The organism is Burkholderia cepacia complex sp. TUM26381 (assembly GCF_057439935.1).
Genome location: NZ_CM172007.1, coordinates 142,781 through 161,028, shown reverse-complemented (window position 1 = coordinate 161,028; position 18,248 = coordinate 142,781). Strand labels below are relative to the sequence as shown.

Below are 18,248 nucleotides of genomic sequence, written 5' to 3'. Positions count from 1 at the left end.
GACACCACATGGCAACCACCTCCCCAAAGGCCCTCGGCCCGAATCGTCCCAACGAGAAGCAAGTGGGCAAAGCCATCTCGCCGCCATCATGTGAACGAGGCGTGCCAGTCTACCCGTTGCGCTATGGCATCGCGGATCAAGCGCCGGATAAAACGGTGTTTTCCACACTTGGCACCGACGGCTATCCTGCGCTCACGGCGGGCAGAGCCTACGGCTTGCGCGTGCTGCGTCCAGGCAGCTACGTCTACCTCTGCTACTTCGAGAACGGTCGCATGTGGACGCAGCACTACCAGGTGACCGAGCAAGTGCGCTTTGCGCGCATCTGGTGGCGCAAGGCAGACGACGACCACGACGCACCGGGACGCCTGTCTGAACCGGATACCGCCGTGGCCAAGCCCTATCTGCTGGCACCCGAAACTGCCGAGACGGTATACGTTCTGGCGGCCGATACAGTGCTCACCCATGACACGCTCTGGCGTATCGAAACGAACAAGGACGGGCTGCGCGACAAACTCGCCACGACCGTCAAACCGGCAAATGGCGTCGGGCAGCCGCATGCGTTCAATGCCGCCCTGCTAGGCAACGCCACGCGCGAACTGGTACCGCCCGCCGTGTATGGCGTACCCATGCAGTACACGTGGAGCGAAATCTCGCTCCCTGACGGTATACCAGGGTACGGCGCTATCCTGACCGCCATGTCTATCGCCACGGCGCCGCGGAAAGACATCACACCATTGGCCGTGGTGTTGCAGGATCCGATCGGCGTGGTCAGCGAGTTGCACCATCTGGCCGCAGACGCTGTCAAAGCGAAGGCCCGGTACGAGGGCAAGCATGCCCACAAACTGCAAAGTGCGAAGTACATCGCCGATTACTTCGCGGCCGCGCAACAGCGCGCGCAACGGTCACCCGACGTGGCCAAAGTCGTCGCCAGGCAGCGCGACCTGACCGACTACAACGGCGCCATCGCCTTTCCTGCGAAACACGCCAATCAGCTTTCCGAGTTCGATACCCGTATCACGATAGCCGTTTCGGATGTCGTGGCCTGGGTCAAGCACCTCGGCAAACCCAGACGGCTAGGTGCTGCGCTCAGTTGCTTCGACCTGACCGTGCTGTGCAACGCACGCGACTATGAAAAAGCCGTGTTCCAGTGTCTCGGTGCCCTGGTTCATACCGACGAAGGGCAGAAAACGCTGGCGGACATCGTCGAGATGTCGGCCGACGAAAGCCCCTATTGGCTGGCCTTGATCAACGGCAGCCAAGTGCTCATGGAGCGCGTGAAAGACAAGACACTGGACATTGCCAGAAACGTTTTCGACGTGGTGGACAAATTCCTCGAGGAGCACGCGGCCACGCCGGCTACCAACGCGTTGATCGGCTTGTTGCAGGCACTACCGCCAGAGAGATCCGCTGATGTGCTGGTGCGGCGCATGCGCCACGTGCTCGAAATCCGCTTCAACGCCACCATTGTTCTTTACGAACTCGCGGTCGCCGATTTCCAGCGCTTCCTTTGGGAATTCCAGGGATTCCAGACGCTGGGCGCGGAGCGCATGCGCGGCTGGCAACTGTCTTCGCCCACGGTGATTCATGTGGAAGGGGCAGCACGCGTCGTGTTTTACGACTGGGTCAAGGTTGGCGAAACCACTTTCCGTGAACTGGATCAGGCACCTCCCCAACGACCGGCTTTGCCACCGAAGCGTCCTATCCGGTTGGAAGGGAATCCCTTTGTCAATGCGGTGAATCGTGTGCGGGGGCCGGGGGGGTACGCTTTTACAGGAGTGGGGGGATATCTGGCTTGGAAAGGTCTAAAAGACGCAGGTACCGAGTTCAATATGGCAAGAAACGATGCAGCAAACTTTGCGAGCTTTCTTGGAGCTGGCAGCGCTCTCATTGGCACCGGAATTGAAATGTCGGCAACAGCAGTCGCGTTCGGTGCCGAAAAGCGTATCAACGCGACTCTGGCAGCCAGTGTCAGGGTATTTTCCGCCAAGTACGGTGTTGCCATGTTCGGTGCCGGAGGCGCCGGCCTTGCGGCATTGGCTGACACCGTTCGTGCAGGTAACGCGTTAAGCGACAGCAACACCGTGCAAGCTAGTATGTATCTGACTTCAGGTCTCGCCGGAGGTGTTATGGCGCTCGCTGCGTGGGGCGGGGGCACGGCAACCGTGGCGACTATAGTTGGCGGCACCGGCCCGGCCGCCGCAGTACTGGGTCTCACACCGGCAGGATGGGTCGTGGTGGGCCTGATTGCCTTGGGCGTGGGCATCGCCTTTTCCGTCGGAGCGGATCTTACGAAACATGGGCCAGTGGAGATATGGCTCAAACACAGCGCGTGGGGCGCCAATCACCGCCATTACACCAACAGCGAGGAACTCGATGCCATCCACGGTCTCTATTTCCGCCCGCGCCTAAGCGCGGAATGGGACCAAGCCTCCGGTTATGAGGTCGGCACGCTACGTATCCATTGCCAACTGCCCGGCGTTAACGATCGGCCTGGCGAGCGTTTCCAGGCACGCCTGAAGGTCACCCTTCGGGGCAATCTGCTAACGCGGATCGACGGCCCGATTATGCATCCCATGGGAAGCAATCCCATCAATTACAAAGCTCAATGCTTAGTCACCGCCCTTGGCCATACCGGCAGCGAGTGCGGCTGGGCTATCCAGATGCATGAGGACTCTGTGGTAGCGCTGGAGTACCTGTATCGGCCTGCACCGGAAACGCAGCCTGGTTTAGTCATCGATCAGGCTGGTGCACCAGCCCCGTTGGTATTCACCTCTAGCGGCTTGTTCCGTGGCCCGATCGATCCAGCCAAGCTGGAGCCGGTACGAGCGCCCAAATGAGCGATGCAATCAAACGGTTGCCGGGCAACCTGCGCCTGGGTGGCACGAAGCTGTATCACGGTCAGTGCACAGGCGCATCACCGCAGCCGGATGGCGTGCGGAGAGTCAATATGCAGTGTGTGGAGTTGGAGACCTATGCCAACTTCACGCGTGGAGGAAGCGCAGGATTCGTTGGAATGTCGGTCATTGTGACCATTGCAACCACGATCCTAGGTATTTCCATTGTTGGTCTGGACGAGATGACTGTCCAAATCGCGATGAATATGCTGATTTGCGCTCCACTTCTGACTGGAATGGCTTTTTTGTTTTACTACGCAAGCGGCGCGCACCGGTGCCGCGGCGGCTTCATCCGCATCCATCGCGGCACCCGCAAGCTGTACTTCATCTACCCCAACGACCTCACGCGCTTGCATGTGCTCGACTGGGATCAGCTCGAAGTCCTCGCCGGCTATATCCCTATCGTCTCGGCCAGCGGCTATGCCAGCCGTCATCCCCTCTACCTGATCGGCGTCGATCACGCCATGACCCCGCCCACCGAGATCTGCGCGGCAGCCGGCAATCTCGGCATGGTCGACGGCGATCGCTCCGCTCGATCGTTGTGGGCGTATCTGCAAGCCTTTATGGCACACGGCCCGGAAGGCTTGCCCGAGCCCCCGCCGTTGCCTCCCCGGCTCAGCCGCGGGCAGGCCACGTTGCAACCCTACCGCGACTGGTACGCCGGCTTGCGTCGCACGTTGGCCAGGCCATACGGCAAGCTCTGGGCACCTGTCACCATTCCCCTGTGGCTTGGCTGGCTACTGATCAACGCCTTTCCCGACAGCGTTGGGGCCTGGCTGCAATACCACGTGCCTTATGCCACGTTCTCGAACGAGATCGACGAACTTTGCGGCTTTGCCGAGACACGCAAGCCAGTGATCCGCGTCAACTGCGAGATCATCGAACCATGACAACGACAGTCAAGAACAGGCTGCCATCTGGCTTGTCGATGCACCAGCGGCTGTGCTTACTACGGTAGTGGCACAAACCATCCAACAGTGATCCGCATCAACCGATCCAGATTCGGCAAATACGCGTATTGAGCGCGCGGACGTCGCCGCGCGCATGCCCTTCCAGTTTCTCGCCCCGCCAATCAGAACGCGTGCAGCGGCAGGTTCACGACCAGACGGTACTCGCGGTTCGTCGCGTCCGAGTAGTGAGCCGAACCGTTGTGCCACATCGCGATGAACGTGACCTTCGTGTCCTTCAGCTTGCCGCTCTGGAACGTGTACGACGGGATGAAGCCGAACTCGTGGTGACGGCCCTGCACCGGCGCGCCGTTGCTCCAGTAGATGCTCGACTTGCTCGGATCGTTCGCCGCCCCCGCGCTGCCGTCCGCCCCCCAGCCCGTCACGCCCCAGACCATCGCCTTGAAGCCCGGCAGGCCCGCTTCCTTGCCGTAGAACGTGTAACGCAGCTGCAGCGATTTTTCGTGCGGCGCGTTGTAGTCGACGTCCATCGAGTTGGTCAGGAAGATGCCGTTCGTTTCGTTCAGGTAGTCGAAGAACTGATCGCCGAGCACCTGCTGGAAGCCGAGCAGCAGCTCGTGCGGGCCGTGCTGTGCGGCCACTGACAGGCTGTATGCGTTGTTGTCGATCTTGCCCTGCAGCGCATCGCCCGTGTCGTGCGTCGAGTAGACGTTGCCGAAGCCGGTCCACTTGATCGTCTGCGGGCTGCCGATGCTGTGCTTCACCGACGCGTAGTACTGGTGCCACACGTCGTCGGCCTGGTTCGCGTACAGCGCAACTTCGCCGTTCGGCGAGTAGTCCCACGTGCCGCCGACGTACGACAGGCGATTGACGCGCGTGCCGCCGTACTGCGTCGTCAGGTTCGTGAGCGTCGTGTGACCGCGCGCGTCGGTCTTCGTGAAGCTGCCGGCCTCGAGCATCACGTTCTTGAATTCATTGCTGACGATCGTCGCACCGAGGAACGTCGGCGGCAGCGCACGGTTGTCGTGCTGCTCCATGAACGGGTTGTCGACGGCCTGCAGACCGTACTTGACCACCGTGTTCGAGATCCGCGCCTTGATGTCGTAGATGCCGGGGTATGCCCACGCCAGCTGGTTGCCGCCGCCGCCGCCCTTCGCGATGTGCACCATGCTGCCGGCACCCTGGCCGCCGTCGAGCTTGAGTGCCGCATACAGCGATGCGTCGAAGCCGATCCCGATCAGGCCCGTCGTGTAGCCCGACTCGAAGTTCGCCATCGCGCCCTGGACCCATGCGTGGCGATGCGGGCCGCCCTTGCTGTCGAGGACGTCCGAGTAGTTGCGGAACAGGAAGTCGAGGTGGCTGTCGGCGATGAAGCCCTTCGACTTCGACTGCGCCGACGGCTCATCGGGCGGCGTGACGGCCTGGGTCGCTTCGGCGTTGACAATGGCGTTCTGCGTCGGTGCGCCCGTGCCGTTGGCCGGTGCGGCCTGCGCGACCGTCAGCGGCGCGGGGGCCGCGTCGTCGGCGTGCGCGACGCCCGTCAACGAGACGCCGGCGAGTGCCGGCAGTCCCCATGCGAGCAGCATCTTCGATGCCGTCCCGATCGTCTTCTGCTTTTTCATCGTAATTCTCGTCTTGTGTTGATATCGTCCACGCCGGTCGCGATCCGCTTCCGGCCCCCCGGCGAGCCCGGCTAAGGACGCGCCTGTACCCGCGGCGCGAAGATCGTTCGCGCCGCACCTACCCCTGTTGACCTGCCTTGGTTATGTTTGCTGCGTCACTTCACATCACGCCGCGCCCGCGCGGATGCATGCGACGCGCGCCGCCGACCCCTGCCGAACTTCCGGCAGCGGCACGTCCCGCGCACACGCGTCGATCGCGACCGGGCAGCGCGTGCGGAATGCGCAGCCGGACGGCGGGTTGAGCGGCGAGGGCATCTCGCCCGCCAGCAGCATCGGACGGCGAGCACGCTCGCGCGCCGGCTCCGGCGTCGGCGCCGCATCGAGCAGCGCCTTCGTGTACGGGTGTTGAGGCACGCCGTACACGTCATGCCGCGTGCCGAACTCCATCACGCGGCCGAGATACATCACGAGCACACGCTGGCTGATCGCCTTGACCACCGCCAGATCGTGCGCGACGAACAGATAGGACAACGACAGTTCGCGCTGCAGGTCGCGCAGCAGGTTCACGATCTGCGCCTGGATCGACACGTCGAGCGCCGATACCGGTTCGTCGCAGATCACGAGCTTCGGCTCGCCGATCAGCGCACGTGCAATTCCGACGCGCTGGCACTGCCCGCCGGAAAATTCATGGGGATAACGCAACAGGTGATGCGCGTTCAGGCCGACGCGTTCGAGCATCGCGATCACGCGGCGGCGCACTTCGGTGCGGCCGAGGCCGGACTGGTGCGTGACGAGCGGCTCCGCGACGACCTGTTCGATCGTCATGCGCGGGTCGAGCGACGCAAGCGGATCCTGGAAGATCATCTGCACTTCGCGCCGCATCGCGTTGCCGCGCAGGTGATCGGGCGTGACGGCTTCGCCGCGCCATTTCACGGTGCCGGCCGTCATCGGCACGAGGCCGATCAACGCGCGCGCGAGCGTCGACTTCCCGCAGCCCGATTCGCCGACGAGCCCCACCGTCTCGCCGCGCTTCACGTCGAACGACACGCCGTCGACCGCGCGCAGCGTGCCCTTCGGCGACCACGGATAGCCGCCGAGCGGCACGCGGAAATGCACCTTCAGATTGTCGACGGACAGCAGCGTGTCGTCCGTCGCGCCGGCATCGCGGCGTTCATTGACGCTCATCGCAAACCTCCCGTCAGATCGGCCACGGGCCGGTGGCATGCGCGCACCGCGCCCACGGCGCCATAGGTTTCGAGCACGGGGCGCGCGGCGCCGCAGCGTTCTTCCGCATACGTGCAGCGCTTCGCGAACGCGCAGCCGGCCGGCGCGGTGCCGGGCATCGGCGGATTGCCGGGAATCGCGACGAGCGGCGTGTCGTCCGCGTCGGTCAGGCGCGGCAGCGCATTGAGCAGGCCGATCGTGTACGGATGCGACGGCGCCGCGAAGATCGATTCGGCCGGCGCATGTTCGACGGTGCGGCCCGCATACATGACCATCACGTCGTCCGCGAGGCCGGCGACCACGCCCATGTCGTGCGTGATCAGCACGATCGCGGTGCCGCGCTCGCGGTTCAGCTCGCGCAGCAGGTCGATGATCTGCGCCTGCACGGTCACGTCGAGCGCGGTGGTCGGCTCGTCGGCGATCAGGATTTCCGGCTCGGACAGCAGCGCCATCGCGATCATCACGCGCTGCCGCATGCCACCCGAGAACTCGTGCGGATACATGCGGATGCGGCGTGCCGCATCGGGAATGCGCACCGATTCGAGCGCCTCGATCGCGCGCTTGGTCGCTTCCTTGCGCGACAGCTTGCGATGCAGCTGCAGCGTCTCGGTCATCTGCCGCTCGATCGTGAGGAACGGATTGAGCGACGTCATCGGATCCTGGAAGATCATCGCGATCCGGTCGCCGCGCACCGCGTTCAGTGCGCGCGTATCCATCTCGAGCAGGTTGTCGCCGCGGTAGCGTGCGGCGCCCGTCGTCGTGCCGTTGCCGGCCAGCAGGCCGAGCAGCGCCATCACGGTCTGGCTCTTGCCCGAGCCCGATTCGCCGACGATGCCGAGCGTCTTGCCGGCTTCGAGCGAGAACGACACGCCGCTCACGGCGTCGATCGGCGGCGCATCCTTGCGCGTGAAGCGCACGCCGAGGTTGTCGACTTCCAGCAGTGCTGTCATGTCAGCCTCCGCCGGGCCGCCCGGTACTTCGATGGAAGCGCCCGGGGGGGCTGCGCGCCCCCGGGCGAGCGAAGCGAACGTGGGAGTTGTTTCATCGTCAGCGATCCTTCGGGTCGAGCGCGTCACGCAGGCCGTCGCCAACGAAGTTCACGCAATAGAGCGTCACGCACAGCATGACGGCCGGAGCCAGCAGCAGCCACGGCATCGATTCCAGTTTCTGCGCGCCGTCCTGGATCAGCACGCCCCAGCTCGTCATCGGTTCCTGCACGCCGAGGCCGAGGAACGACAGCACCGATTCGGTCAGCACGATATTCGGCACCGAGACCGTCGCGTACACGACGACCACGCCGAGCAGGTTCGGCACGACGTGGCGCAGCACGATCGAGGCCGGCGACACGCCGATCGCACGCGCCGCATCGACGAATTCGCGGTTGCGCAGCGACAGCGTCTGGCCGCGCACCACACGCGCCATGTCGATCCACGAGAACGCGCTGATGGTCAGCACGACCAGCATGAACGAGCGGCCGAACAGGGTCATCATCAGGATCGCGATCAGCAGGTACGGGATCGCATACATCATGTCGACGACGCGCATCATCAAGGAGTCGACACGGCCGCCCGCGAAGCCCGCGGTCGCGCCCCACGCGACGCCGAACAGGCCCGACACGAGCGTGCCGAGCAGGCCGACCTCGATCGACACGCGGCCGCCGATCAGCGTGCGCACGAGCAGATCACGGCCAAGCTCGTCGGTGCCGAACCAGTGCTGGTTCGCCCAGGTCGGCGGCAGGCTGATCGAGCCCCAGTCGCTCGCGGCGGGATCGGCCGCGAGCAGCCACGGGCCGACGAAGCAAGCGAGCGTGATCAGCGCGAGCAGCACGAGGCTGAGCACCGCTGCGCGGTTGTGAAGGAAGCGCGCGAACGCAAGCTCGAGCGGCGAGCGCGAACGCGGCGGCGAATCGGTCTGCACGGGCAGGCCGACGACAGGAGTAGTCGGAGTCATCGCTGTGCCTCGCTCAATAGCGGATGCGCGGATCGAGCCATGCGTACGCAAGGTCGACCAGCAGGTTGAACAGCACGGCGCAGACGGTCGTCAGCACGACGAGGCCGAGCACCAGCGTGTAATCGCGGTTGATGGCACCGTTCACGACGAGCTGCCCGAGGCCCGGCAGCGCGAACACCGATTCGGTGACGACGGCCGCCGTGATCGACGTGATGCAGACCGTGCCGAACAGCGACACGACCGGCATCAGCGCGGGCTTCAGTGCGTGGCGCAGCACGATCGTCGAGCCCGGCAGGCCCTTCGCGCGCGCGGTGCGGATGTAGTTGCTCGACAGCGTCTCGATCATCGAGCCGCGCATCACGCGTGCGAGCAGCGACACGTTGATGAGGGTCAGCAGCGCGATCGGCAGCAGCCGGTAGCGCCAGCCGCCGTCGCCCCAGCCGCCGGCCGGCAGCCAGCCGTTGCCTTCCGACGTCTTCAGCAGGATCGCGAAGATCCACACCATGACGGGACCGAGCACGAACGGCGGCACGACGTTGCCGAAGTTGCCGATCAGCATCACGAAGCGGTCGATCGCGCTGTCGCGGCGCACGGCCGCGACGGTGCCGAGCAGCACGCCGAACACGATCGAGATCGGGATCGACACGCCGCCCACGCCGAGGCTCACGGGCAGCGCCTTCTTCACGAGATCGTTCACCGACCAGTCGACGTAACGGAACGACGGGCCGAGATCACCGTGCAGCAGCGAGCCGAGATACATCAGGTACTGCTTCCACAGCGGCTCGTCGAGGTGGTATTTCGCGTTCAGGTTCGCGAGCGTCGCGGCGGACAGCTGCTTCTCCGTATCGAACGGACCGCCGGGCGTGAAATGCAGCAGCAGGTAGCAGACGGTGATGACCGCGAGGATGGTCGGCACCGCCCACAACGTGCGCCTCAATGCGTAGGCCAGCATGATCGCTCCGCTCAGTGCTTGATCAGGTACATGTCCTGCGAAGCACGCATGTCGATCACGTTCTTCAGCGAGTAGCCGCCCACGTAGGACTTCACGAGACGGTCGGCCGAGTACTGGAACAGCGGCACCATCGGCGTGTCGTTCATCGCTGCGTCGTGCGCCTGCGTGAGCAGTGCGGCGCGCGCCTTGTCGTCGAGCTTCTGGTTGCCTTCCTCGACGTACGCATCGACCTGCTTGTTGCAGTAGCCGACGGTGTTCTGCGAGCTGCCGCAGCGGATCAGGTCGAAGAAGGTCATCGCGTCGTTGTAGTCGGCGAACCAGCCGTCGCGCGCGATCTGCACCTTGCCGTCATGACGTTCCTTCATCAGCACCTTGAACTCGACGTTCTCGAGCTTCGTGTTAACGCCGAGCTTCGTACGCCATTCCGATGCGGTGAACAGCGCGACCTTCTTGTGCAGGTCGTTGGTGTTGTACGTCAGCGTGAACGACAGCGGCTTCGCATCCGAGTAGCCGGCCTGCTTCAGCAGGTTCTTCGCGGTTTCGACGCGCTTGGCCATCGGCCACGCCGCCCATTCCGGCGTGAACGACTGCACGCCCTTCGTGCCGTTCGGCATCAGGCCGTACATCGGCTTCTCGCCGGCCTGCGTGAGCTTCTGCGTCAGCACGTCGCGATCGATCACCATCGACAGCGCCTGGCGCACGCGCTTGTCCTTCAGCGCCGCGTCGCTGTTGTTCAGGTAGTAGTAGTACGTCGCGAGCTGCAGGCCCGGGCGCAGTTCGCCGCCGAACTGCTTGCTGACCTGCTGGAAGATGCCCGACGGGATCGAGTAGCTGTAGTCGATCTGGCCGGCCTGGTACATGCGCATCGCGGTTTCGTCGCTTTCGATCGGCAGGTACGTGACCTTGTTGATCACGACCTTCGGCGCGTTCCAGTACTTCGCGTCCTTCGACACGACGATACGGTTGTTCGGCTGCCAGTCGACGAGCTGGTATGCGCCGTTGCTGACGATGTTGCCCGGGCGCGTCCATGCGTCGCCGAACTTCGCGACGACGTCCTTGTTCACCGGCACGAGCGGCGCCATCGCGGTCAGTTCGGGGAAGAACGCGACGGGCACGTCGGTCGTCACTTCCAGCGTGTACGGATCGACGGCGCGCACGCCGAGCGTCGACGGCGCGGCCTTGCCCGCAATGATGTCCTTCGAGTTCTTCACGAACTCGACGAGGATCGTGTATTTCGAGCCGGTCTTCGGATCGACGAGGCGCTGCCACGAATAAACGAAATCGGCGGCCGTCACCGGCTGGCCGTTGCTCCACTTCGCGTCATGGCGAAGCTTGAAGATCCACGTCTGCGGCGTCTTGCGTTCCCACGACAGCGCGACGCCCGGCACGACCTGGCCGGATGCATCGATGCGGGCCAGCCCTTCGAACAGGTCGAGGCCGATCGTGTTGCCGGTCCACGATTCGATGTGCGCGGGGTCGAGCGACTCGACTTCGGCGGGCACCTGTCGCGTCAGATCCTGTTGAGGAGCGAGCGCGACGTTCGACGGGACGGTAACGGCGTGGGCAACAGGCGTCGTCAGGGCGAGCGCGGCCAGCACGGCCGACATGGCATGCAAGGATTTCATCGTGGCTGTCTAGAGAAGGTTGGTTCGGGGCGTCGCGCGGCGAATGCCGCGGATTACGCGTGAGACGCTGACGGGTACAGCGATTGAGGAGGCCCGTGATTCTCGTATTGCATATTAGTATTCCTTACGTTTCTTTCGACAGGCATCCCGTCTTGGAAACGAAGGAATACCTGTGCGTTAGAACAGCCTTGGTGTACCGACCCAGACCACCACCGACTCCACTTTCGCGGTGTTGACCCAGCTGTGCGGCACCGTCGACTGATAGTGCGAGCTGTCGCCGGCCTGCAGGACGAACGTCTTGCCTTCCAGCGTCAGCGACACTTCCCCTTCAATCACATACAGGAACTCCTCTCCTGCATGCGTCGTCACCTCCGACCGCTTCTGCCCCGGCGGCATCCTCACGAGGATCGCCTCCAGCTGGCGCCCTTCGGATACGTTCGTCAGCCGCGCGAACAGGTTCGCCGAATCGGCAAACCCGAAGAAGCGCAACTGCTCGCCTCGGCAGACCGAGCGCTCTTCACTCGGCGTATCCACGAAGTACTGCACCGTCACACCGAGCGCGTGCGCGATACCGGCCAGCGATGTCAGGGACGGTGACGCGAGCCCGCGCTCGACTTGAGACAGAAACGGCTTCGAAATCCCCGCGGCGGTAGCGGTGTCGTCGAGCGTGCGCTTGAGTCGTTGGCGCAACGCGCGAATCTTGCTGCCCAGTGCGGCGGCAGCGTCTGCAGACCGCGAGTTTTCAGTGGGGGGAACCATAGCAGGCCGAAAAGTGATCGTCAAAAAATGTTTGATGGAAAATAACTAAGTTAGATCGATATAGCTTAGTCTTCGGGTTCGCACACGTCTTCGGTGTTGAGCCCGGTGCGCTAAACAGGGCACGAGGCGAGCGAAACGACGCGCTATCTTGCCAGACTCGCCCGCTTCACAGGCAAGCTGCAAGCGGCTCTCCGGGAATCTTCGGAGGACCTGCGCGGATTCTTACAAATAGATGATGAGACGAATGTTCCTGAAAGCTGCTGCCAAATCGGGAGTTTCCCTAGGTAGCACACACCTGTCGCACCGGACCGGCAACCGTTACCATGCGCGCGCCGGTCGGGGACCTTCCCCGCCCCACCAGGCGGTGTCCGACCCCGGCCCGGGCTAATCCGCCCGACTGTTCCATCGCCAGCGCAAAGCTTACCCGGCCCATTGCGCACAGGCGCCAGTTCGACCCCAAGACGACGCGCGATCCGTGCCGTCCGTTTCAACCGAGATTGATGATGCATGCACCTGTTTCACAAACCCGATCGTTCACGACGGTCTTCCTCATCGAAATGTGGGAGCGCTTCGGCTACTACGGCATGGCCGCGCTCCTGGTCCTCTTCATGGTCGACCGGCTCGGTTTCACCGACAGCCATGCGAACCTGACCTGGGGTGCGTTCACCGCACTCGTCTATGCCGCGCCGTCGATCGGCGGCTGGATCGGCGACAAGGTGCTCGGCGCCCGCCGCACGATGATCATCGGCGCGTCCGTGCTGTGCGCCGGCTACCTGATGCTCGCGGTACCGAACGATCACCTGACGTACATGTATGCGTCGCTCGGCGTGATCGTCGTCGGCAACGGCCTGTTCAAGGCCAACGCGGCGAACCTCGTGCGCCGCATCTACGAAGGCGACGACGCGCGCATCGACAGCGCGTTCACGATCTACTACATGGCGGTCAACATCGGCTCGACGGTGTCGATGCTCGCGACGCCGTGGATCAAGGATCACTGGGGCTGGCACACCGCGTTCGCAGTCTGCTGCGGCGGCATGCTGCTCGCGATCCTCAACTTCATGCTGATGCACCGCACGCTCGCGCACGTCGGCTCGAAGCCGGACGACGAACCGATCCGCTGGAAGCGCCTCGGCTCGGTCGCGCTGGGTGGCGTCGCGCTCGCGCTGGTCACGCTGTACGTGCTGCAGCACAAGCAGCTCGCGGTCGCCAGCGTGTGGACGGCAGCGTTCGCGATCCTCGCGATCTTCGCATACATGATCGCGAAGTCGGAGCGCTCGGAGCGCGCGGGCCTGATCGCGGCACTCGTGCTGATCGGACAGGTGATCCTGTTCTTCATCTTCTACGTGCAGATGTCGACGTCGCTGACGCTGTTCGCGCTGCGCAACGTCGATCCGCGCTTCATGCTGTTCGGCACGACGCTGTTCACGTGGAGCGCCGCGCAGTTCCAGGCGCTGAACCCGATCTGGATCATGCTGCTGAGCCCGGTGCTCGTGCTGATCTACAACGGCATCGCGAAGGGCGGCCGTGACCTGCCGGTCGCGGCGAAGTACGCGCTCGGTTTCGGCGCGGTCGCCGCGGGCTACCTGGTGTTCACGATCAGCGGCCGCTACGCGGTGGACGGCCGCGTGTCGTCGTGGTTCATGGTGTGGGGCTACGGCCTCTACTCGCTCGGCGAACTGCTGGTGAGCGGCCTCGGCCTCGCGATGATCGCCCGCTACGTGCCGGCGCGCATGAGCGGCTTCATGATGGGCGCGTATTTCGTCGCGACGGGCGTGTCGCAGTACCTGGGCAGCGTCGTCGCGAACTTCGCGCAGATGCCGTCGCACGACCTGCCGGCTACCGATTCGCTGCCGCTCTACCTGTCGCTGTTCGAGAAGCTCGGCTGGCTCGCCGCGATCGGCATGGTGCTCGCGCTGCTGCTGCTGCCGCTGATGAACCGCCTGTCGCGCCAGCATCAACGCTGCGCGGAAGAGCGCCGCGAAGAGGCACTGCAGGCGCAGGGCGTCGCCACGGCGCAGTAAGTAATATCCCTCGGCGTGCGGCCTGCACGCCACATTCTCCCGCCAGGCACGCGAACGCGTCCTACACTGGTTGCAGGACGTGCATCTGCTTCGCACGATGCGCACTGGCGGGAGAAAGCCATGAAAAGCAAGACAACGCGGCTGCTGAGAATACTGTCGGACATCCGGCACGCTCAGCGCTGCACCGCGATGCGCGCCGCCCGGGCCGCAGCCGAAGCCGACGCGGTTCTCGCCGAGCCTGACGATCCGGCGCAGGACGAACGCGACGACACCGAATCCGACGACGCAACCGCCGTTCCCCGCTCCCGTATCGGCTCACCTCACTGACGCCGCGCGGCACATTCCGTGCCGCACGCGCCGCCTTTCGCACCGCTCACGCAGCCGCACTGCGCCACCGCGCGATCCACGTTCCCGAACCGGCCACGGCCATCATCAGCCCGAGCGCGCATGCGTCGGCCACGAGGCCCACGCCGACATGCCGCAGATCGGCGCTGCGCACGACCGGATGCAGCAGCGAATCGATGACGAGCGAGATCGCCGCGCCCGCAACGAAGCAGATCAGCCCGCGCTGGCCGACCGCCACGACGGGCCGCACGCCCTGCGCTATCCGCGCGATCCAGCCGAAGCGCACGCAATCGGCCATCAGCCACGCGACGGCCGCGAAGCTCACGACACGCGGCAGTGCGAGGTCGCGCTTGAGCACGCCTTCGGGCAGCGGCAACCCCGAGAACAGCTTGTAGCTTGCGCAACCGAGCACGACCGCGCACGCGAGCCCGGTTGCCGCCGCGCCCCAGCGCCCGAGCGCGAGGTGCCGGTAAAACGGCTGGCAGCGCGCCAGCACGCCGGCGACGAACATCAGCTGCCATGCGAACGGGTTGAAGCTCCAGCGGAAGCCGTCGGTGTCCAGCAGCTCGGGGCCGAGCCAGCCCGCCGCGATCCACGATGCGGCGCTGAGCGCGACCAGCAGCCACGGATGACGCCGCGCGAACGGCACGAGCACCGGCGACGCGAGCGCGAACAGCACGTACATCGGCAGCACCGACGCGAGATACGGCTGGCGCTGGAATGTCAGCAGTTCGGCTGCGCCCGTGAGCGGCGACGCGAGCATCACGCTGACGTCGTCGAGTGCGAGGTTCGGCGCGTCGATCCCGTAGTGATCGAGCACGGCCGACACGACGAGCATCAGCGTCGACGTCGCGAGAAACGCGCGGTAGATCTGCATCGCGCGACGCACGAAGCGCTGCTGCGCGGCACGCGCACCGTGCCGTTCGGCGATCGCGCCGTACGCGCTCGCGGTCGCGAAGCCGCCGAGAAACACGAACACCTCGGCCGCATCGCACAGCGCGAACGCGTGCAGCGTCACGCGCGACAGCACGCTCGCGCCGATGTGATCGACGACGATCATCAACAGCACGAGCCCGCGGAAGAAGTCGATTTCGATCAGGCGGCCGCCGCGCGACGGCTGAACCGTGGCGGCAGGCGGCGGGCTCAACGACATGAGCGCACCTGCGCGACGGCGGTGCGACGCGCACCGGGGAAGGAATCGGGAAGGAGAAGGCGAGCGCGATCGGCGGCGATACGCGTATGCTCGCATCGCGCCAACCCGGCCGGCCAGGCACGGAGATGACCGTTCATTGAAAAGCTGCATACGAAGGGAAGTCGGTCAGGCCAGTCTAATGGCCGATCCGGGCAGACCCTAAGTAACAAAGTGCAACCGAATCTTCTGTTCGATTACACGCCCGAGCCTTGTGGAGAGAAGCGGTCAGCGTCGCCAGATTCACGTCAGCGCGACGCCAGTTTGCGGTCAGCCTCGCTGCATGCGCGTGCCGAGCGATCGATGCCCGACCGCTGGATGATGCGCGATGCGCGGCACGTTCCGTGCGGCCGCCGCATCGCGACCGGTGCTTATCCGCGTGCGGGCAGGCGCCGCATCAGCAGCGCGCTGTGCCACGCGGTGAGCGCGACGGCAACCCAGATCGGGCCGTAGGTCGCGAGCTTCGCGACGCTCAGCGTCTCGCCGAGCAGCAGCAGCGACACGGCGACGAGCAGCACGGGCTCGACGTAGCCGAGGATCCCGAACAGCGCCATCGGCAGCATCCGGCTCGCCTTCAGGTAGCTCGCGAGCGCGAGCGTGCTGAGGATGCCGAGCCCCGGCAGCAGCACGGCCCACAGCACCGGATGCACGGCGACGCGCGTCGTGCTCGTCGAAACCATCGCGAACGCGATCGGGCACAGCAGCGCGATCTCGACCGCGAACGCGGCCAGCGAATCGGCGTTGATCCGCCGGCGCAGCACGAAATACGGCGGATAGCCGAGCGCGACGACGAGCGTCGGCCACGCGAACGCGCGCGTCGCCCACACTTCATGCGCGACGCCGAGCGCGGCGCACGCGACCGCCGCCCATTGCAGCGGATCGAGCCGTTCGTGATAGTAGAAGCGGCCGACGAGCACCATCGTCAGCGGCAGCAAGAAATAGCCGAGCGATACTTCGAGCATGCGGCCGTGCAACGGCGCCCACAGGAACAACCACAGCTGCACGCCGAGCAGCGCCGCGCTCACCGGCAGCGCGATCAGCAGGCGCCAGTCGCGCACGGTGCGCCGCGCGAGCTCGACGAGCGCCGGCCAGCGGCCGCGCAGCGCGATCAACGCAAGCGCGCCCGGCGCGGTCCACAAGACGCGCCACGCGAAGATGTCGAGCCCCGTGAGCGGCGCGAGCAGTTTCGCGTAAGCCGACATCAGCGCGAACAGCGTCGACGCCATCACCGACAGCATGAGGCCGCGCCCGGCTTCCGGATACCCCGTCATGATTGTTCCGCGCCTCTTACTGCTGCTGGAAACGCTCGAAGCGCCGTTCGGTCTGGCGCTCCTCGAACGTCACTTCGGTCACGCGCGCGGCCGGCGGCCCGTGCCGCAGCCACGCGAGCATCCGGTCGATCTGCGCGCCGGGGCCCTGGATCATCGCCTCGACGGTGCCGTCCTCGAGGTTCGCGACCCAGCCGCGCAGTTTCAGCGCATGCGCTTCGCGCACCGTCGCATGACGAAAGCCGACGCCCTGCACGACGCCGCGCACCCGCACGTAGTAGGTCTCGATCCGTTCGTCCAGTTCATTGCGGCTCATCGCGTCGCCCTCCCGTTGCATTCAAGCCCGGCATTGTAGTCGCGTCGGCCGCTTCGCACACGCGCCGGCCAGGCGTCGCCGCGCGCGCCGACCACGTACAATCTCGCCGATGCTCAACCGCCGCGCCGCCCGCGCGCGGCCCTGAAGGAAACGCATGACTGATACCTCCCGCGATCTCGTTCTCGTCACCGGCGCGTCCGGTTTCGTCGGCTCGGCCGTCGCACGCATCGCGCAGCAGAAAGGCTATGCGGTGCGCGTGCTCGTGCGCCCGACCAGCCCGCGCACGAACGTCGCGGATCTCGATGCCGAGATCGTCACCGGCGACATGCGCGACGAGGCGTCGATGCGCGCCGCGCTGCGCGGCGTGCGCTACCTGCTGCACGTGGCGGCCGACTACCGGCTGTGGGCGCCCGATCCCGACGAGATCGAGCGCGCGAACCTCGAGGGCGCGGTCGCGACGATGCGCGCGGCCCGCGCGGAAGGCGTCGAGCGAATCGTCTACACGAGCAGCGTTGCGACGCTGAAGGTGACGAGCGCCGGCGATCCGTCCGACGAGAACCGGCCGCTCACGGCCGAGCAGGCGATCGGCGTGTACAAGCGCAGCAAGGTGCTCGCGGAGCGCGCGGTCGAGCGGATGATCGCCGACGAGGGGCTGCCGGCCGTGATCGTCAATCCGTCGACGCCGATCGGCCCGCGCGACGTGAAGCCGACGCCGACCGGCCGCATCATCGTCGAAGCCGCGCTCGGCAAGATTCCCGCGTTCGTCGATACGGGGCTGAACCTCGTGCACGTCGACGACGTCGCACACGGCCACTTCCTCGCGCTCGAGCGCGGACGGATCGGCGAGCGCTACATCCTCGGCGGCGAGAACCTGCCGCTGCAGCAGATGCTCGCGGACATCGCGCAGATGACGGGCCGCAAGGCGCCGACGATCGCGCTGCCGCGCTGGCCGCTGTACCCGCTCGCGGTCGGCGCCGAAGCGGTCGCGAAGTTCACGAAGAAGGAGCCGTTCGTCACCGTGGACGGGCTGCGGATGTCGAAGAACAAGATGTATTTCACGTCCGCGAAGGCCGAACGCGAACTCGGCTACCGCGCGCGTCCGTACCGCGAAGGGCTGCGCGATGCGCTCGACTGGTTCGGCTCGGCGGGCTACCTGAAGTAACACAAAGCGGCGC

Annotated in this window: 15 protein-coding genes; 5 read left to right on the top strand and 10 right to left on the bottom strand. The window is 65.3% G+C overall.

Annotated elements, in window-relative coordinates:
* The first annotated feature begins 8 nt into the window (after positions 1-8).
* Both ACWMMN_RS17545 and ACWMMN_RS17540 read left to right on the top strand, forming a co-directional pair.
* A complete protein-coding gene (locus tag ACWMMN_RS17545; protein WP_486423717.1) occupies positions 9-2,837 on the top strand; it encodes a toxin VasX in 2,829 nt (942 codons plus the stop codon).
* The gene (locus ACWMMN_RS17540; protein ID WP_174991656.1) at positions 2,834-3,784 is read left to right on the top strand and encodes a DUF6708 domain-containing protein; all 951 of its coding nucleotides are present in this window, start codon (positions 2,834-2,836) and stop codon (positions 3,782-3,784) included. The genes ACWMMN_RS17545 and ACWMMN_RS17540 overlap by 4 nt, the downstream gene beginning before the upstream one ends.
* A 182-nt stretch (positions 3,785-3,966) precedes the next feature.
* On the opposite strand, the gene ACWMMN_RS17535 is transcribed toward ACWMMN_RS17540, so the two are convergent.
* From ACWMMN_RS17535 to ACWMMN_RS17505, 7 genes are all read right to left on the bottom strand, one after another.
* A complete protein-coding gene (locus tag ACWMMN_RS17535; protein ID WP_059238522.1) occupies positions 3,967-5,424 on the bottom strand; it encodes an OprD family outer membrane porin in 1,458 nt (485 codons plus the stop codon).
* A gap of 165 nt (positions 5,425-5,589) precedes the next feature.
* Positions 5,590-6,609 (bottom strand): ABC transporter ATP-binding protein, encoded by a 1,020-nt coding sequence (locus tag ACWMMN_RS17530; RefSeq protein ID WP_486423716.1) that lies wholly within the window; start codon positions 6,607-6,609, stop codon positions 5,590-5,592.
* Positions 6,606-7,598 (bottom strand): ABC transporter ATP-binding protein, encoded by a 993-nt coding sequence (locus tag ACWMMN_RS17525; protein WP_486423715.1) that lies wholly within the window; start codon positions 7,596-7,598, stop codon positions 6,606-6,608. Before ACWMMN_RS17525 ends, ACWMMN_RS17530 begins: the two co-directional genes overlap by 4 nt.
* A 97-nt stretch (positions 7,599-7,695) precedes the next feature.
* Entirely contained in the window at positions 7,696-8,598 is a 903-nt protein-coding gene (locus ACWMMN_RS17520; protein WP_059238516.1) for an ABC transporter permease, read from the bottom strand.
* A 13-nt stretch (positions 8,599-8,611) separates the two neighbouring features.
* Positions 8,612-9,550: an ABC transporter permease subunit gene (locus ACWMMN_RS17515; RefSeq protein ID WP_059238514.1), complete on the bottom strand. Its 939-nt coding sequence runs from the start codon at positions 9,548-9,550 to the stop codon at positions 8,612-8,614.
* A gap of 11 nt (positions 9,551-9,561) precedes the next feature.
* Positions 9,562-11,175 (bottom strand): peptide ABC transporter substrate-binding protein, encoded by a 1,614-nt coding sequence (locus tag ACWMMN_RS17510; RefSeq protein WP_059238512.1) that lies wholly within the window; start codon positions 11,173-11,175, stop codon positions 9,562-9,564.
* Positions 11,176-11,352: 177 nt separating this feature from the next.
* Complete coding sequence (locus ACWMMN_RS17505) at positions 11,353-11,934, bottom strand: cupin domain-containing protein (RefSeq protein WP_059238510.1); 582 nt, start codon at positions 11,932-11,934, stop codon at positions 11,353-11,355.
* A 500-nt stretch (positions 11,935-12,434) separates the two neighbouring features.
* On the opposite strand from ACWMMN_RS17505, the gene ACWMMN_RS17500 reads away from it, so the two are divergent.
* Both ACWMMN_RS17500 and ACWMMN_RS17495 read left to right on the top strand, forming a co-directional pair.
* Positions 12,435-13,955 carry a peptide MFS transporter gene (locus ACWMMN_RS17500; protein ID WP_486423714.1) on the top strand — a complete coding sequence of 507 codons (1,521 nt, stop codon included), beginning with the start codon at positions 12,435-12,437 and terminating at the stop codon, positions 13,953-13,955.
* A gap of 120 nt (positions 13,956-14,075) precedes the next feature.
* Entirely contained in the window at positions 14,076-14,282 is a 207-nt protein-coding gene (locus tag ACWMMN_RS17495) for a hypothetical protein (protein WP_059238506.1), read from the top strand.
* 46 nt (positions 14,283-14,328) lie between these two features.
* On the opposite strand, the gene ACWMMN_RS17490 is transcribed toward ACWMMN_RS17495, so the two are convergent.
* The 3 genes from ACWMMN_RS17490 to ACWMMN_RS17480 all read right to left on the bottom strand — a co-directional run bounded on the left by ACWMMN_RS17490 (position 14,329) and on the right by ACWMMN_RS17480 (position 17,073).
* A complete protein-coding gene (locus ACWMMN_RS17490) occupies positions 14,329-15,453 on the bottom strand; it encodes an OpgC domain-containing protein (protein ID WP_059238504.1) in 1,125 nt (374 codons plus the stop codon).
* A 407-nt stretch (positions 15,454-15,860) separates the two neighbouring features.
* A complete protein-coding gene (gene rarD, locus ACWMMN_RS17485) occupies positions 15,861-16,760 on the bottom strand; it encodes an EamA family transporter RarD (protein WP_486423713.1) in 900 nt (299 codons plus the stop codon).
* A 16-nt stretch (positions 16,761-16,776) separates the two neighbouring features.
* Positions 16,777-17,073 carry an acylphosphatase gene (locus tag ACWMMN_RS17480; protein ID WP_034205906.1) on the bottom strand — a complete coding sequence of 99 codons (297 nt, stop codon included), beginning with the start codon at positions 17,071-17,073 and terminating at the stop codon, positions 16,777-16,779.
* 154 nt (positions 17,074-17,227) lie between these two features.
* Here ACWMMN_RS17480 and hpnA point away from each other — a divergent pair, with 154 nt between their 5' ends.
* Positions 17,228-18,235: a hopanoid-associated sugar epimerase gene (gene hpnA, locus ACWMMN_RS17475; RefSeq protein ID WP_011353724.1), complete on the top strand. Its 1,008-nt coding sequence runs from the start codon at positions 17,228-17,230 to the stop codon at positions 18,233-18,235.
* Positions 18,236-18,248 lie beyond the last annotated feature (13 nt).

Coding starts and splice junctions, on each gene's coding strand:
- ACWMMN_RS17530 (WP_486423716.1), bottom strand. CDS start 6,609: ATGAGCGTCAATGAACGCCGCGATGCCGGCGCGACGGACGACACGCTG.
- ACWMMN_RS17545 (WP_486423717.1), top strand. CDS start 9: ATGGCAACCACCTCCCCAAAGGCCCTCGGCCCGAATCGTCCCAACGAG.
- ACWMMN_RS17495 (WP_059238506.1), top strand. CDS start 14,076: ATGAAAAGCAAGACAACGCGGCTGCTGAGAATACTGTCGGACATCCGG.
- ACWMMN_RS17535 (WP_059238522.1), bottom strand. CDS start 5,424: ATGAAAAAGCAGAAGACGATCGGGACGGCATCGAAGATGCTGCTCGCA.
- ACWMMN_RS17515 (WP_059238514.1), bottom strand. CDS start 9,550: ATGCTGGCCTACGCATTGAGGCGCACGTTGTGGGCGGTGCCGACCATC.
- ACWMMN_RS17505 (WP_059238510.1), bottom strand. CDS start 11,934: ATGGTTCCCCCCACTGAAAACTCGCGGTCTGCAGACGCTGCCGCCGCA.
- ACWMMN_RS17525 (WP_486423715.1), bottom strand. CDS start 7,598: ATGACAGCACTGCTGGAAGTCGACAACCTCGGCGTGCGCTTCACGCGC.
- ACWMMN_RS17520 (WP_059238516.1), bottom strand. CDS start 8,598: ATGACTCCGACTACTCCTGTCGTCGGCCTGCCCGTGCAGACCGATTCG.
- ACWMMN_RS17480 (WP_034205906.1), bottom strand. CDS start 17,073: ATGAGCCGCAATGAACTGGACGAACGGATCGAGACCTACTACGTGCGG.
- ACWMMN_RS17500 (WP_486423714.1), top strand. CDS start 12,435: ATGATGCATGCACCTGTTTCACAAACCCGATCGTTCACGACGGTCTTC.
- ACWMMN_RS17510 (WP_059238512.1), bottom strand. CDS start 11,175: ATGAAATCCTTGCATGCCATGTCGGCCGTGCTGGCCGCGCTCGCCCTG.
- ACWMMN_RS17540 (WP_174991656.1), top strand. CDS start 2,834: ATGAGCGATGCAATCAAACGGTTGCCGGGCAACCTGCGCCTGGGTGGC.
- rarD (WP_486423713.1), bottom strand. CDS start 16,760: ATGACGGGGTATCCGGAAGCCGGGCGCGGCCTCATGCTGTCGGTGATG.
- hpnA (WP_011353724.1), top strand. CDS start 17,228: ATGACTGATACCTCCCGCGATCTCGTTCTCGTCACCGGCGCGTCCGGT.
- ACWMMN_RS17490 (WP_059238504.1), bottom strand. CDS start 15,453: ATGTCGTTGAGCCCGCCGCCTGCCGCCACGGTTCAGCCGTCGCGCGGC.